Annotated in this window: 15 protein-coding genes; 14 read left to right on the top strand and 1 reads right to left on the bottom strand. The window is 42.2% G+C overall.

What is annotated here, in order from left to right:
* Nucleotides 1–64 precede the first annotated feature (64 nt).
* The 4 genes from coxB to HCZ11_RS11145 are packed head-to-tail and all read left to right on the top strand — an operon-like array spanning nt 65 to nt 4,245.
* A complete protein-coding gene (coxB, locus tag HCZ11_RS11160) occupies nt 65–1,207 on the top strand; it encodes a cytochrome c oxidase subunit II (protein WP_167658435.1) in 1,143 nt (380 codons plus the stop codon).
* Complete coding sequence (gene ctaD, locus HCZ11_RS11155) at nt 1,207–2,802, top strand: cytochrome c oxidase subunit I (protein WP_130050317.1); 1,596 nt, start codon at nt 1,207–1,209, stop codon at nt 2,800–2,802. The genes coxB and ctaD overlap by 1 nt, the downstream gene beginning before the upstream one ends.
* Nucleotides 2,802–3,332 (top strand): cytochrome c oxidase assembly protein, encoded by a 531-nt coding sequence (locus HCZ11_RS11150; protein WP_054554454.1) that lies wholly within the window; start codon nt 2,802–2,804, stop codon nt 3,330–3,332. The genes ctaD and HCZ11_RS11150 overlap by 1 nt, the downstream gene beginning before the upstream one ends.
* Before the next feature lie 37 nt (nt 3,333–3,369).
* Nucleotides 3,370–4,245 carry a cytochrome c oxidase subunit 3 gene (locus tag HCZ11_RS11145; protein ID WP_167658434.1) on the top strand — a complete coding sequence of 292 codons (876 nt, stop codon included), beginning with the start codon at nt 3,370–3,372 and terminating at the stop codon, nt 4,243–4,245.
* Here HCZ11_RS11145 and HCZ11_RS19775 read toward each other — a convergent pair.
* Entirely contained in the window at nt 4,145–4,456 is a 312-nt protein-coding gene (locus tag HCZ11_RS19775; RefSeq protein WP_167658433.1) for a DUF2909 domain-containing protein, read from the bottom strand. The genes HCZ11_RS11145 and HCZ11_RS19775 overlap by 101 nt on opposite strands.
* Before the next feature lie 14 nt (nt 4,457–4,470).
* Here HCZ11_RS19775 and HCZ11_RS11135 point away from each other — a divergent pair, with 14 nt between their 5' ends.
* The 10 genes from HCZ11_RS11135 to HCZ11_RS11090 all read left to right on the top strand — a co-directional run bounded on the left by HCZ11_RS11135 (nt 4,471) and on the right by HCZ11_RS11090 (nt 13,987).
* On the top strand, nt 4,471–5,220 hold the full coding sequence (locus HCZ11_RS11135; RefSeq protein ID WP_130050320.1) for an SURF1 family protein: 750 nt from the start codon (nt 4,471–4,473) through the stop codon (nt 5,218–5,220).
* The gene (locus tag HCZ11_RS11130) at nt 5,201–5,695 is read left to right on the top strand and encodes a transmembrane cytochrome oxidase associated protein (protein WP_167658432.1); all 495 of its coding nucleotides are present in this window, start codon (nt 5,201–5,203) and stop codon (nt 5,693–5,695) included. Before HCZ11_RS11135 ends, HCZ11_RS11130 begins: the two co-directional genes overlap by 20 nt.
* Nucleotides 5,696–5,715: 20 nt before the next feature.
* The gene (locus HCZ11_RS11125; RefSeq protein WP_130050322.1) at nt 5,716–6,705 is read left to right on the top strand and encodes a heme A synthase; all 990 of its coding nucleotides are present in this window, start codon (nt 5,716–5,718) and stop codon (nt 6,703–6,705) included.
* A 9-nt stretch (nt 6,706–6,714) separates the two neighbouring features.
* Nucleotides 6,715–7,623: a heme o synthase gene (gene cyoE, locus HCZ11_RS11120; protein WP_130050323.1), complete on the top strand. Its 909-nt coding sequence runs from the start codon at nt 6,715–6,717 to the stop codon at nt 7,621–7,623.
* Nucleotides 7,620–8,237: an SCO family protein gene (locus tag HCZ11_RS11115; protein ID WP_254869138.1), complete on the top strand. Its 618-nt coding sequence runs from the start codon at nt 7,620–7,622 to the stop codon at nt 8,235–8,237. Before cyoE ends, HCZ11_RS11115 begins: the two co-directional genes overlap by 4 nt.
* A 169-nt stretch (nt 8,238–8,406) precedes the next feature.
* The gene (locus HCZ11_RS11110) at nt 8,407–8,679 is read left to right on the top strand and encodes an STAS domain-containing protein (protein WP_130050325.1); all 273 of its coding nucleotides are present in this window, start codon (nt 8,407–8,409) and stop codon (nt 8,677–8,679) included.
* Nucleotides 8,680–8,688: 9 nt separating this feature from the next.
* On the top strand, nt 8,689–9,051 hold the full coding sequence (locus HCZ11_RS11105) for a response regulator (RefSeq protein ID WP_054562870.1): 363 nt from the start codon (nt 8,689–8,691) through the stop codon (nt 9,049–9,051).
* Nucleotides 9,052–9,066: 15 nt separating this feature from the next.
* Entirely contained in the window at nt 9,067–11,148 is a 2,082-nt protein-coding gene (locus tag HCZ11_RS11100; protein ID WP_167658430.1) for a chemotaxis protein CheA, read from the top strand.
* Nucleotides 11,145–11,630, top strand: a complete 486-nt coding sequence (locus HCZ11_RS11095; protein WP_130050327.1) for a chemotaxis protein CheW — start codon at nt 11,145–11,147, stop codon at nt 11,628–11,630. Before HCZ11_RS11100 ends, HCZ11_RS11095 begins: the two co-directional genes overlap by 4 nt.
* 29 nt (nt 11,631–11,659) lie before the next feature.
* Nucleotides 11,660–13,987 (top strand): methyl-accepting chemotaxis protein, encoded by a 2,328-nt coding sequence (locus HCZ11_RS11090; RefSeq protein ID WP_167658429.1) that lies wholly within the window; start codon nt 11,660–11,662, stop codon nt 13,985–13,987.
* The last annotated feature ends 7 nt before the right edge of the window (nt 13,988–13,994 follow it).

Genomic DNA, 13,994 nt, shown 5'->3' with positions numbered 1-13,994 from the left:
TGGGCACCTTGCTGTATCGCCTTTTCGCTTTGCGTCTTGCAATAGCATCTAAAGGAGCCGTCACATGGGTAAACTGCGTTACGCCTTGTGGCTTATATTGGTTGCACTCCCAGAAATTGTATTGGCAAATAGTCAATACAATATGCGAAAAGGGGTGACTGATATAAGTAATAATGTTTATGAGTTACACATGACGATATTTATTATCTGTTGTGTAATCGGCATCATCGTATTTGCGGTGATGTTTTGGGCTTTAATACACCACCGTAAATCTAAAGGGGCCAAGCCTGCCCAATTTCATGAAAGTACAAAAGTTGAAATACTTTGGACTGCCATTCCATTTGTCATCTTAATAGCCATGGCTGTGCCTGCCACAAAAACTCTCATTGCTATGGAAGATGCCTCTAAAGCTGATATCACAATTAAAGTGACAGGCTCGCAATGGAAGTGGCATTACGAATATATGGGTGAAGATATAGCCTATTACTCAATCCTATCTACACCAAAAGATCAAATAGACAATCAGGCAGAAAAAACGGAGCATTATTTGCTTGAGGTAGATAAACCGCTAGTGCTTCCTATCAATAAAAAAGTCCGCTTTTTAATGACCTCAGACGATGTTATTCATTCGTGGTGGGTTCCTGATTTTGCAGTTAAAAAGGACGCAAACCCGGGATTTATCAATGAAGCGTGGACACGTATTAACGAACCAGGTGTTTACCGTGGTCAATGTGCAGAACTATGCGGTAAAGATCATGGTTTTATGCCTGTTGTGGTGAAAGCCTTACCTGAAGATGAATTTGCTAATTGGCTTGCAGATGCTAAGGAAGAAAAGGCTAATGCAGCAGCCGCTGATGCTGCTTTGCTTGATCAAACATTACCTAAAGAAGAGCTTATGGTCTTAGGTGAGCAAGTGTATATGGCAAGTTGTGCTGCATGTCACCAGCCTACTGGTATGGGCTTACCAGGCGTGTTTCCTGCACTTAAAGGCAGTCCCATTGTATTAGGTGATGTAAAAGATCACATAGATATCGTGTTACATGGCCGCCCTGGTACGGCGATGCAAGCGTTTGATAAGCAGCTTTCAATTAAGCAACTTGCTGCGGTTATTACCTATAAGCGAAATGCATGGGGTAATGATACCGGCGATGTGATCCAACCGAGTCAAATTCAAGCCGCGATTGATGCAGCAGCGGAGGCGAAATAATGAGTAACGTTATTAATGAGCAAGCAACTGGGCATGCGCATCACGACCATCATCATCCTGCTAAAGGTTTTAAGCGTTGGCTTTACACCACCAATCATAAAGACATCGGGAGTTTATACCTGATTTTTTCTCTTACCATGTTCTTGATTGGTGGAGCGATGGCTATGGTGATCCGCGCTGAACTATTTCAGCCAGGATTACAGTTAGTTGATCCGCACTTTTTTAACCAAATGACCACGGTACATGGTTTGATCATGGTGTTTGGCGCCGTTATGCCCGCATTTACTGGGCTTGCTAACTGGATGGTGCCTATGATGATTGGTGCACCTGATATGGCACTGCCACGCATGAACAACTGGAGCTTTTGGATATTACCTTTCGCATTTTTAATCCTGTTGGCTTCGTTACTGATGCCAGGTGGTGGTCCTGCGTTTGGCTGGACATTCTACGCACCACTCTCCACCACTTATAGTAACGATAACACTGCACTGTTTGTATTTGCCATACATATCATGGGTATTAGCTCAATTATGGGGGCGATTAACGTTATCGTGACTATCGTCAATCTAAGAGCGCCGGGTATGACTTGGATGAAGCTTCCGCTATTTGTTTGGACTTGGTTAATCACAGCATTCTTATTGATCGCTGTTATGCCTGTTTTAGCTGGGGCTGTCACTATGGTGCTGACAGATAAATACTTTGCAACAAGCTTTTTTGATGCGGCAGGTGGTGGTGATCCTGTGATGTTCCAGCACATTTTCTGGTTCTTCGGTCACCCCGAAGTGTACATCATGATTTTGCCAGCCTTTGGGATTATTTCGACTATTGTGCCGACCTTCTCACGCAAAAAGTTATTTGGCTATGCTTCTATGGTGTATGCAACCTCATCCATTGCGCTGCTGAGCTTCATCGTTTGGGCACATCATATGTTTACCACAGGCATGCCTGTAGCCGGCGAGTTGTTTTTCATGTACGCCACAATGCTGATTTCGGTGCCAACGGGCGTTAAAGTGTTTAACTGGGTAGCCACCATGTGGCGCGGTTCAATTAGCTTTGAAATTCCGATGATGTTTGCCATCGCCTTTATTGTGTTATTCACCTTAGGTGGTTTCTCTGGCTTGATGCTTGCCATTACACCGGCAGATTTCCAGTATCACGATACCTATTTTGTGGTGGCACACTTCCATTATGTGCTCGTGACAGGAGCCGTGTTCTCAATTATGGCGGGAGCCTATTATTGGTTACCGAAATGGACTGGCAACATGTACAACGAAACGCTGGCGAAATGGCATTTCTGGCTATCGCTAATCAGTGTCAACGTGCTGTTCTTCCCTATGCACTTTGTTGGCCTTGCCGGTATGCCGCGTCGTATTCCTGACTATGCTCTGCAATTCGCTGACTTTAACGCCATTATCAGTATTGGTGGTTTTGCATTTGGCTTATCACAACTGTTGTTTGTGTTGGTGGTATTTAAATGTGCTAGAGGTGGCGAAAAAGCGCCTGCCAAAGTATGGGATGGAGCTGAAGGTTTAGAGTGGGAAGTTGATTCTCCAGCGCCTTATCACACTTTTGAAACACCGCCGGAGATTAAGTAATGAACCATGCACCTTTGCTAAAAAAACTGCTGATTACATGCTTGCTCATGTTCGCATTTGCTTTTGCAATGGTGCCGCTTTACGACGTGTTTTGCGACGTTACAGGGTTGAATGGTAAGCCATCATTAGAAAAAGCGAGCGCGAGTGAATCAATAAATACACAGCGTCAAGTTGATGTCAGCTTTACCACTCACGCTCAAAGCGGCGCGCCATTTAAGGTGCAGTCTGAGCAATACAGCGTGGCGGTACAACCTGGTGCCATGCGTGAAGTTAAATTCTCAGCAAAAAATACCAGTAATGAAGACAAAGTCATGCAAGCAATTCCATCGGTATCACCGGGAAAAGCGGCAAAGTATTTACATAAAATCGCCTGTTTTTGCTTTGATCAGCAGCCAATGAAAGCCGGTGAAGAAATGGAATTTACCTTGTTGTTTTATGTTGATACTGAGTTACCCGACGATGTTGAGGAACTGACATTGTCGTATACCGTGTTTGATATTAGCGGGCATGTTGTGGCTAAAAACGATTAAAAGCCGCCAAGCTAATTGCTAATTGGGAGCAAACAAAATGAATCAAAACTACGAAAAATACTATGTTCCAGCACAAAGCCCTTGGCCAATAGTGGGCGCCATCGCGATGTTTTTAATTGCTGTCGGTGCTGGTTTAACTGTGATGCAAGTCAGTGGTGAAGGCAGTAATGGCCAGTATGTATTGTATCTTGGCATTGCCATATTAATTTATATGGTTTTTAGTTGGTTTAAAAACGTTATTGAAGAGTCTCATAAAGGGCTTTACTCAGCACAAATGGACCGCTCATTCCGACAAGGTATGAGCTGGTTTATATTCTCTGAGGTCATGTTTTTTATGGCATTTTTTGGTGCTCTTTTTTACGCTCGAATGATTTCAGTGCCTTGGCTTGGTGGCGCAGGCAATAATGCCATGACCAACGAAGTACTCTGGCCAACCTTTGAAGCTGTATGGCCGCTGTTAACCACGCCATCGGGCGAGACAACACAGGCTATGGGCTGGCAAGGTCTCCCCCTGATCAATACGCTTATTCTACTTACCTCTTCGGTCACAATTCACTTTGCTCATGTTGCTATGGAAAACAATAAGCGTGGCGCTCTTAAGGTGTTCTTATCTTTAACCGTGCTATTAGGTGTGATTTTCCTTGGCTTACAAGTTTACGAGTATATGCATGCTTACCAAGACTTAGGTTTGACCTTAGATGCGGGTGTTTATGGGAATACCTTTTTCTTGTTAACGGGCTTTCACGGTATGCACGTGACATTAGGAACCATCATTTTATTCGTGGTTTTGCTAAGAATTTTTAAAGGTCACTTTACGAGTGAAAAGCATTTTGCCTTTCAAGCGGCTGCTTGGTATTGGCACTTTGTTGATGTGGTGTGGTTGTGTTTATTTGTATTTGTGTACGTGCTGTAGCTTTGTGAAGCGGCGAGGGGTTGGTGTGAATAAAGCCCAATTTCATTGCGGCAATAATGAGGATCAGCACAATACCTGAAAACAGCACTCGACGACCTAGGTAATGCGACATAGGTTTCGAGTGCTCTTTTGCTGACATCATCACAAACAGCGCTCTAAATAGGTTGAACAGAATATAAAGTAATAACAAAACAATAATGATTTTAATCATATTAGGTAATCCAAATGCAGTTAATTTTATGGCGTAAACAAAAGCTTAGCTCAATTATCGCAATTTGCGTTGTGATACTAGCAGTGCTTATTTGTTTACGACTAAGCGTTTGGCAATACCAACGAGGCGAGCAAAAACAGCAGCAACTAAGCCAGTTGGCCGTTTCGAAAGAACAAGGAATTTTGAGCTGGCAAGCGCTGCAAAGTCTACCTACAGAGCTAAATAAAACGGGTTTGCAAGTTAAGGTCTCTGGCGAGGTAAATAAACAACAGTACTGGCTGCTTGATAATCAAATCTATCAGGGACAAGTGGGCTATGACTTACTTGTAGCTATGACTATTGCAGGTGAAACCGCCCCTTTAATTGTTAACTTTGGTTGGCTAAAAGCCCCTACAAACCGGAGCCAATTGCCAACCGTTGTGTGGCCAGAATCAACACGTTTTACGGCCACAGTGCAATTGAAACAAGGTAACTTGCAAGGTTTTACGCTTGCCGATGAGATTGGTGCAGAACAAGGGTGGCCAAAGCGAATTCAAGGTATTGATTTAGCAATTTTGAGTACTCAATTAGCAATGCCCTTACAAGGCTTTATTGGTTATCGCAATGAAGCTGATGGTATCGCAACTCCGCATTATCAGAGTGTCGTGATGGGGCCAGATAAACATTACGCCTATGCCGTTCAGTGGTTATTAATTGGCTTAGCTTGTGTGGTTATTGCTTATTTTGCGATGAGAAGGAGAGGTTATGAAAATAAACCCGCTTAGTTTATTCGTTTTATGCTGTTTTGTGCCGCTGGCACTTGCTTATGCAGCATTGAAGCTTGAGTGGTTACCAAGTGGTTCGAGTAATCATGGTGAGCTTTTAAGCGAAGAAGTTAAATTAGCTGATTGGCAACAAGGTGAGCCCAAACAATGGACTATTGCGCTTAATTATCCAAAGGAGTGCAATGAAGTATGTGAAAACCAATTAGCAAGCCTAGATAACCTATACGTCGCTTTAGGTAAAAATCAGCAAAAAGTGGATGTGGCGGTACTGACAAATCAACAGCAGATATCGGCAAACTGGCGTCAATTGGTGGTAAGTCCAGCGCTCAAAGCGGGAGATTTATACTTGGTTGATCACATGGGCTTAGTGGTTTTGCATTACCCCTACAAGGCTGAGCCTGAACAAAACAGACTTATTCAAAAAGGCTTACTTAAAGACTTAAAAAAACTACTTAACTACGCGCGTTCAAGTTAAACCTCATTAAGGGGATAAAGATGTATAAAAATTATAAATATTTAGTCTTAATTACGGTTTTCTTCTCTATCTTGGTTGTTGGGCTTGGTGCTTATACACGGCTGAGTGATGCTGGGCTTGGCTGTCCAGACTGGCCTGGTTGCTATGGGTTTTTAACTGTGCCAAAACATGAAACTGCTCTGTTACATGTTGAACAAAACTACCCTGATATGATGTTTGAGGCAGCAAAAGCTTGGAAAGAGATGATCCATCGCTATTTTGCTGGTGCCCTTGGCCTATTAATTTTAGCTTTGTTTGTTTTTGCATGGTTAAAACGCCAATATCCAAATACGCCGGTTAAATTGCCACTGGCACTATTACTACTGGTGATCTTCCAAGCCGCATTGGGCATGTGGACTGTGACTATGAACTTACAGCCTTTGGTTGTAATGGGACATTTACTTGGCGGTTTTAGTATTTTGTCGTTGGTGTTTTTATTGTATCTACGCTTAAAAACCAAACCCGTAGCGAGTAATGATAGCGGTGCAAAGCCATACTATCGTCTAGCGCTTGTGGGTTTGGTGGTATTAATACTGCAAATTGCGTTGGGTGGCTGGCTTGCTGCAAATTATGCCGCTCCGCATTGTAATGGCTTACCGCTTTGTAGCTACGGACAACCGTTTTCTTTGAAGAGCGTTTTTCAACTGCCGCTCGAGCACAGTACCTATGAATATGGTGTGTTATCGCAGCAAGCGCGTATGTCAATTCACTTACTGCATCGTATTTGGGCGCTGGTTACTTGTGTGGTGTTAGCACTGATCATGTGGCGCATATATTCAAGATGTTACTCTCGAAAAATTAAGCACTGCACAGTCACCGTATTAATCGCTTTGCTGTGCCAAATCTGTTTAGGCCTAGCTGTTGTGCATTGGCACTTCCCATTAAGTGTTGCGCTTGCGCACAATCTAATGGCCGCACTACTACTGCTTAGCATGGTAAGACTATGCTTCCATTTGAAAATAAGAACCTAGGAGGCTGTGATGGCAATATTACTAAGCACAGAAAAATCATTATTTAGCCAAAGCTCAGAGTTACTTAAAGATTACTTAGCTATCAGTAAATTTAAAGTAGTTGCCATGCTTGTACTAACTGCTTGGGTTGGTTTGGCATTGGCTCCCGATGTTGGGCGTGGAGTGTTTGTACAGCTTGCAAGTTTGCTTGGTATTGGTTTGTTATCGGCCGCTGCTGCTGTAATCAATCATGTTGTTGATAGTGAAATCGACAGTAAAATGGCACGTACACGTCATCGCCCTGTGGCAAAAGGGCGCCTAAGCAAACAGCATGCTTTGAGCTTTGCGGCGACCATCGGTGTGCTAGGTTTTGTTATGCTTATGGTGTGGGCAAATACATTAACGGCAATCCTTACTTTGTTTGCACTCGTTGGTTATGCATTTATTTATACTTCGTTTTTAAAGCGCGCGACACCTCAAAATATTGTTATTGGGGGGTTAGCTGGTGCGATGCCGCCGCTTTTAGGGTGGGTTTCTGAAACGGGCCATATGGCTGCTGCGCCATGGTTATTAGTGATGATTATATTTACTTGGACTCCACCACACTTTTGGGCATTAGCAATTGCGCGTAAAAGTGACTATGAGCGTGCAAAAATTCCTATGCTGCCTGTTACTCACGGTATTGAATTTTGTAAAACCTGTGTTGTTGGTTATAGCATTTTGCTAGCTTTGGTATGTGTACTGCCTTATCTAATTGGTATGTCAGGGTTAATTTACTTGCTAGGGGCAAGCGCTCTAAATGCGGTCTTCATCTATAAGGCATTAAAACTAAAAATTGCCCCAAAAGATGATACCGCAATGGATTTATTTCGTTTTTCAATTGTGCATTTAATGCTACTCTTTATCGCCTTATTTATTGATAAATGGTTAGTTTTATGACACGAATCGTCGCTTATTTATGTTTCAGTGCGGTATTATTTGTAACCGGTTGTGGCAAAAATAACACCGCTCCTAAAGTTGAAGCGCTCGTTTACGAGCCAGCAAAGCCGATTAGTCCGTTTTTATTAACTGACCAACATGGTAAACCTGCAGATAATAGCCAATTTATGGGGCATTGGAACTTGGTCTTTTTAGGCTACACTAGCTGTCCTGATATCTGCCCAATGACACTGGCGAAATTAACTGCAGTGCAAAAGCAATTAAGCCAAGGTTACAAAGTGCAAGTATGGTTTGTTGCTGTTGATCCAAAGCGTGATACAACCGAAAAACGCAAAGCTTACATTGATTACTTTAACCCTGAATTTCTTGCTGTATCAGGCCCACACAAACAACTTTTCCCCTTTGTTAGAGAGCTTGGCTTAATTTACGCAATTAACGACAGTGATCAGCAAGAGTATGCCGTTGATCATAGTGCTTCTGTGGTGATGGTTGATGGTGATGGTTCTGTGCGTGCCATTTTTAAGCCTGAATTTAAACAAGGAAGTGTGCCCTTGATTAATGCCACAACTTTGACTGATGAGTTCAAAAAAATAGCAGATTATTACGCAAAGTAAATTTTCTTTGCTTGGTGAGTCAATTTCAGCAAAAGAAAAGCTTCCTTTTTTGACATATATGTCTAAGCTACTAAAAAATTTTACTATTTTTTGATTCAAATTATGGCATTTTTATTTAGTCAGTCTAAGCTTTTGTTATGAATTGTTTAAAGCAGGGAAAGAAGAAGTAATGTTAAAGCTCCCTACAGAATTAGCTATTAGTCAGGTCGAAACGCTCCATCAAGATTTGCTACAAGAGTTGTCAGCAAATGATGATATTTGTCTGGATATCAGTGAAGTGACACGTGCTGACACAGCATCAATTCAGCTTTTATGTGCATTACAGAAGCACTTGCTTTCTGTGCAACACAAAATTATTTGGGTTGGCGAGAGCAAACCTTTGCTACAGGCAATTAATAGTTTGGGCTTAAGTCATTACCTTGTGCTTGAGAATGCCAATTAAGAGGTTTTTATGAAAAGAATTTTAGCAGTAGACGATTCTGCATCTATGCGCCAAATGGTTGGTTTTACGCTTAAAAAAGCTGGCTTTGATGTTACAGAGGCAAAAGATGGCAGTGAAGCATTAAACATCGCAAAGCAACAAGGCTTTGATGCAGTTATTTCTGATGTGAATATGCCGGTAATGGATGGTATTACCCTTATTCGTGAATTACGTAGCTTACCTAATTATAAGTTCACACCTTTACTGATGCTGACCACAGAGTCGGGGCTTGATAAAAAGTCTGAAGGAAAAGCTGCTGGAGCAACTGGTTGGATTGTTAAGCCATTTAATCCTGAGCAATTGTTAGCGGTATTGAAAAAAGTGATTCGCTAATAATAGGAGCGGGGCATGAGTATAGATCTAAGCCAATTTTTTGAAGTATTCTTCGAAGAAAGCTTTGAAGGACTCGATGCTATGGAGGCTGAGTTATTAAACTTAGTACCTGGCGAAGAAGACTTAGAGACAATAAATACAATCTTTCGCGCTGCGCATTCGATAAAAGGAGGCAGTGGAACCTTTGGTTTTAGTGCCGTTGCAGATTTTACTCATGTTCTCGAAACCCTGTTAGATCAAATCCGTGAAGGCTCACGTGATCTTACTGCTGAGCATGTAAATTTACTTTTAAAATCAGTTGATTGTTTACGAGCTTTACTTAGAACTTTGCAAGCTGAGCAGCAGCCAGACCTAACTGAAGCTGATGAACTTCGTATTAAGTTTGAAGAAATTCTCGGCATGCGTGCTGCAAGTAAAGAACCTGCTCAAGCGCAAGAAGCTGTCAGCGAAAACAGTTTTAATACCTATCAAATCGATTTCAAACCACACCATCATTTATTTAAAACCGGTAATGAACCACTGTACATGATCAGTGAATTAGCGGAGTTGGGTGAACTTGAAACACAAGCTTTTCAAGATGATGTGCCTGATATCACTAACCTTGCCCCTGAAGATTGTTTCTTATCGTGGCGCTTTTTCTTAACCACAGACAAAGAGCAAAGCTGTATAGAAGAAATTTTTGAATGGGTTGAGGATGACGCTGATATTACCATTACGCTATGCGGTGGTTTGTTTGGTGATGAAGATATTTCGGCAGCTGAAACTGCTACAGAAGATGCAGCACCAGCGAAAGAGGCTGAGCCTGCAGCAGTTAAACCAACTTCTGATACCAAAAAGCCTGCGCCAGTTAAAGCAACTACTGCCAATGCAGAATCAACCTCAATCAGAGTTGGTATTGATAAAGTTGACTCACTCATCAACATGGTGGGTGAATTAGTTATTACCCAAGCGATGTTAAGCCAATTGGGTGAGCAAGAAATCACTGAAGCGACGATTGCTTCTCTACAAGAGGGCTTAGCGCAACTGGCACATAATACTCGTGACTTACAAGAAAACGTCATGCGTATTCGTATGTTGCCAATAAGCTTTGTGTTTAGTCGCTTCCCTCGCTTAGTGCGAGATATCTCGCAAAAGCTTGATAAACAAGTTGAGCTAAAGTTACTTGGTGAGCAAACCGAACTAGATAAAACCGTGATGGAGAAGCTTTCTGATCCTATGGTTCACCTAGTGAGAAACTCCCTAGACCATGGCTTAGAAACTGTTGATAAGCGTGTTGCTGCGGGTAAAGACCCTGTTGGTACTGTCACGCTCAATGCGTTTCATCAAGGTGGCAATATTGTTATCGAAATTATGGATGATGGCCAAGGTCTTAACACCACTAAAATTCGTGAAAAGGCAATTAAAAACGGCCTAATTTCAGAAACTGATGATTTGTCTGATAACGAAGTAAACGAGCTGATTTTCTTACCAGGGTTTTCTACAGCCGATCAAGTAAGCGACCTATCGGGTCGTGGCGTTGGTATGGATGTAGTAAGGCGCAATATCGAAGCGTTGAGCGGTTCTGTGGAAGTGGCTTCAGCACCGGGCGTAGGTTCGACATTTACAATTCGCCTACCGCTAACATTGGCTATCTTAGATGGGCAGTTAGTACGTATTGCTGAGCATACTTATATTATCCCGCTAATTTCGATTATCGAATCATTGCAAATCGATATCAGTAAGGTAAGTCGGGTTGGTAAAGACTTAGATGTGCTGCGCTTACGTGATGAATATATTCCAATCTTAAGGCTTTACAATATTTTTAACCACCAAGGGGCAATTGAAACGCTTGATAAAACCTTACTGGTTGTTGTTGAAAGCGACAATCAAAAAGTAGGTTTATTAGTTGACGACTTATTATCTCAACAGCAAGTCGTAATCAAAAGTTTGGAGGCAAACTATCAAAAAGTTGATGGCGTTTCTGGGGCTACAATCTTAGGCGATGGTCGTGTTTCTTTGATTGTTGATATTAGTGGTTTGATTAAATTATCTGGGCTTAGAAAGCCAGGGAGCCAGGAATTGATTATAGAATCAAAAGCGAATTTGGAGGCGTCATGATTGCACAACACGACGACCTGCATAACAAGCTAACTCTTGAACAAGATCAAGATGTAAAACAATTCCTAACCTTCTTTATGGCCGAAGAAGAGTACGGTGTAGATATTTTAACGGTGCAAGAAATTCGCAGTTGGGAAGAAATTACGGTGATCCCTAACTCACCGGATTTCGTCAAAGGGGTTATTAATCTGCGCGGCACTATAGTGCCAATTATTGATTTAAGGCTTCGTTTTGGTATATCAGCCATAGAGTATGGGCCGTTAACCGTTGTAATCGTTCTAAAAGTACAGCTTGAAAATACATGTAAAATTATGGGCATCGCAGTTGATGCCGTCTCGGATGTCTATAGCATTGCAGAGCATGAAGCGAAGGCAGTGCCACATTTGTCTGACTCAGACAACGCGCAATTTGTTGCGGGTTTAGTCAATGTGGGTGAGAAGATGGTCGCATTACTTGACCTACAAAAAACAATGGACATTTAACTGGGTAGATTAACAAGAAGGTGAAGGGTATGGGATGGTTTAGCAGTCCTAAAAATGTTGAGTCGGAAAATGATTTAGTTATTGCGGCACTGAGAAAGTCGCAAGCGATGATTGAGTTTCAACCATCGGGGCAGATCATTACTGCCAATGCTAATTTCTTAAACACCATGGGGTACCAACTCGAAGAAATTCAAGGGCAACACCACTCTATGTTTGTTGCTGAAGAAGAGTCGCAAAGCCCTGAATATCAACAGTTTTGGCAACGATTACGCAGCGGTGAATTCTTTGTTGATGAATTTAAGCGTGTCGGTAAAAATGGCAAGCAAGTTTGGATTCAAGGCACCTATAACCCGATTATTGATAGCAATGGCAATGTCACTAAAGTCATCAAGCTTGCTACCGATATTACACCACAAAAAGAGCTTGAACGTCAGTCAAAACGTGATGCTGACTTATCAAATGCGCTGCGTGTATGCCAAGCAAATGTGATGATTGCCGATAACGATTTGAAAATTATTTTCGTTAATGAGCAAGTAAAGCAAATGCTGCAAGCTCGTGAGTCAACGTTACAAACTGTGCTACCTAGCTTTTCAGTTGCAAACCTAGTTGGAACCTGCGTTGATGATTTTCATAAACAACCGTCACACCAACGTGAGCTGCTAAAAACATTATCTGAACCATACAAAACGACATTGCGTTTAGCAGGGCTTATTTTTAGCTTGATTGCAACACCTTGGGTGAGCGCATCAGGTAAGCGTTTAGGTACTATTGTTGAGTGGCAAGATATTACTGATAGCGTAAATAAAGCTGAAGCTGAAAAGCGTGCAGCAGAAGAAAACCTGCGAGTACGTCGTGCACTTGACCGTGTAGCAACGAATACCATGATTGCTGATTCTGACAACAACATTATTTACATGAACGAAGCTGTTCTGAACATGATGAAGATTGCTGAAAGTGATTTAAGAAAAGATTTACCTAATTTCAACAGTAATAATTTGATTGGTCAAAATATTGATGTGTTCCATAAGAACCCAGCACATCAACGCAACATGCTTGCTAAGTTAAGTGATACTTATAGCACTGAAATTCAAGTGGGTGGGCGTACTTTTGGCTTGGTTGCAAACCCTATATTCACCCCAGAAAACGAACGTATTGGTACGGTAGTGGAGTGGGAAGATAGAACCGCGGAAGTCGCTATTGAAAAAGAAATTGCAGGCCTCGTCGCTGCTGCGGGGAGTGGTGACTTAGAAGCGCGTGTTGAAGAAGCGGGTAAACAAGGTTTCTTCTTACGTCTAGCGCAGGGCTTAAATAGCCTTGTTAGCATTGTTGATGATGCAGTAAAAGACACTGGCAACATGCTGGATGCCATGGCGAACGGTGACTTATCAAAACGTATTGAGCAAGACTACCAAGGTTCGTTCGACAAGCTAAAACGTGATGCAAATGCCACGGCTGATAAGCTTACTGAAGTAATTAATCGCATTAATACCTCAGCAACGCTGGTTGCAAGTGGCGCAGAAGAAATTTCACAAGGTAATGCTGATTTAAGTCAACGTACTGAAGAGCAAGCTTCATCACTTGAAGAAACAGCATCAAGCATGGAAGAGATGACCAGTACGGTTCGTCAAAATGCTGATAATGCAAAAGAAGTAAATGAACTTGCTGAAGAAACACGCACTAAGGCACAAAAAGGTGGTGAAGTGGTAAATCGCGCTGTAACCAGTATGTCAGCAATTAATGAATCAAGTAAGAAGATTGCAGACATTATCAGTGTAATTGATGAAATTGCCTTCCAAACAAACCTACTAGCGTTGAATGCGGCTGTTGAAGCTGCGCGAGCAGGTGAACAAGGCCGTGGTTTCGCGGTTGTTGCTGGTGAGGTGCGTAACTTAGCGCAACGTTCAGCAGCTGCAGCAAAAGAAATCAAAGAATTGATCCGAGACAGTGTTGGAAAAGTTGAAGATGGTACATTACTAGTTAATGAATCAGGTTCAACATTACAAGAAATTGTTACAGCGGTGCAAAGAGTTACAGCGATGATTTCTGATATTGCCCAAGCATCTGAAGAGCAAAGTTCTGGTATTGAGCAGGTTAATAAAGCTATTGCCCAAATGGACGAAATGACTCAGCAAAATGCTGCCTTGGTTGAAGAAGCATCTGCCGCTGGAGAATCAATGGCAGAGCAAGCGAATGATATGCGCCGCTTATTAAACTTCTTCTCGTTATCAAATAATGAGATGGATATAACCAGCCGTGCAAGTTCAGCGCCTGCCGCTAAACAGCCAAGCTCACCAGTACGCTCGGCGCCAAAAGGCAATAACTTTGTTGACCCTAGTGATGAGTGGGAAGAGTTTTAAAACTCTT

This window comes from Pseudoalteromonas sp. HF66, from assembly GCF_011806445.1.
In the GTDB taxonomy this organism is placed as follows: Bacteria; Pseudomonadota; Gammaproteobacteria; order Enterobacterales; family Alteromonadaceae; genus Pseudoalteromonas; species Pseudoalteromonas apostichopi.
Note: the sequence above shows the minus strand (reverse complement) of the source record. Positions and strands in the feature narration are given on the sequence as shown.

Bases quoted from the DNA above. Each gene is read 5' to 3' on its own strand.
- coxB (WP_167658435.1), top strand. From the start codon at position 65: ATGGGTAAACTGCGTTACGCCTTGTGGCTTATATTGGTTGCACTCCCA.
- ctaD (WP_130050317.1), top strand. From the start codon at position 1,207: ATGAGTAACGTTATTAATGAGCAAGCAACTGGGCATGCGCATCACGAC.
- HCZ11_RS11150 (WP_054554454.1), top strand. From the start codon at position 2,802: ATGAACCATGCACCTTTGCTAAAAAAACTGCTGATTACATGCTTGCTC.
- HCZ11_RS11145 (WP_167658434.1), top strand. From the start codon at position 3,370: ATGAATCAAAACTACGAAAAATACTATGTTCCAGCACAAAGCCCTTGG.
- HCZ11_RS19775 (WP_167658433.1), bottom strand. From the start codon at position 4,456: ATGATTAAAATCATTATTGTTTTGTTATTACTTTATATTCTGTTCAAC.
- HCZ11_RS11135 (WP_130050320.1), top strand. From the start codon at position 4,471: ATGCAGTTAATTTTATGGCGTAAACAAAAGCTTAGCTCAATTATCGCA.
- HCZ11_RS11130 (WP_167658432.1), top strand. From the start codon at position 5,201: ATGAAAATAAACCCGCTTAGTTTATTCGTTTTATGCTGTTTTGTGCCG.
- HCZ11_RS11125 (WP_130050322.1), top strand. From the start codon at position 5,716: ATGTATAAAAATTATAAATATTTAGTCTTAATTACGGTTTTCTTCTCT.
- cyoE (WP_130050323.1), top strand. From the start codon at position 6,715: ATGGCAATATTACTAAGCACAGAAAAATCATTATTTAGCCAAAGCTCA.
- HCZ11_RS11115 (WP_254869138.1), top strand. From the start codon at position 7,620: ATGACACGAATCGTCGCTTATTTATGTTTCAGTGCGGTATTATTTGTA.
- HCZ11_RS11110 (WP_130050325.1), top strand. From the start codon at position 8,407: ATGTTAAAGCTCCCTACAGAATTAGCTATTAGTCAGGTCGAAACGCTC.
- HCZ11_RS11105 (WP_054562870.1), top strand. From the start codon at position 8,689: ATGAAAAGAATTTTAGCAGTAGACGATTCTGCATCTATGCGCCAAATG.
- HCZ11_RS11100 (WP_167658430.1), top strand. From the start codon at position 9,067: ATGAGTATAGATCTAAGCCAATTTTTTGAAGTATTCTTCGAAGAAAGC.
- HCZ11_RS11095 (WP_130050327.1), top strand. From the start codon at position 11,145: ATGATTGCACAACACGACGACCTGCATAACAAGCTAACTCTTGAACAA.
- HCZ11_RS11090 (WP_167658429.1), top strand. From the start codon at position 11,660: ATGGGATGGTTTAGCAGTCCTAAAAATGTTGAGTCGGAAAATGATTTA.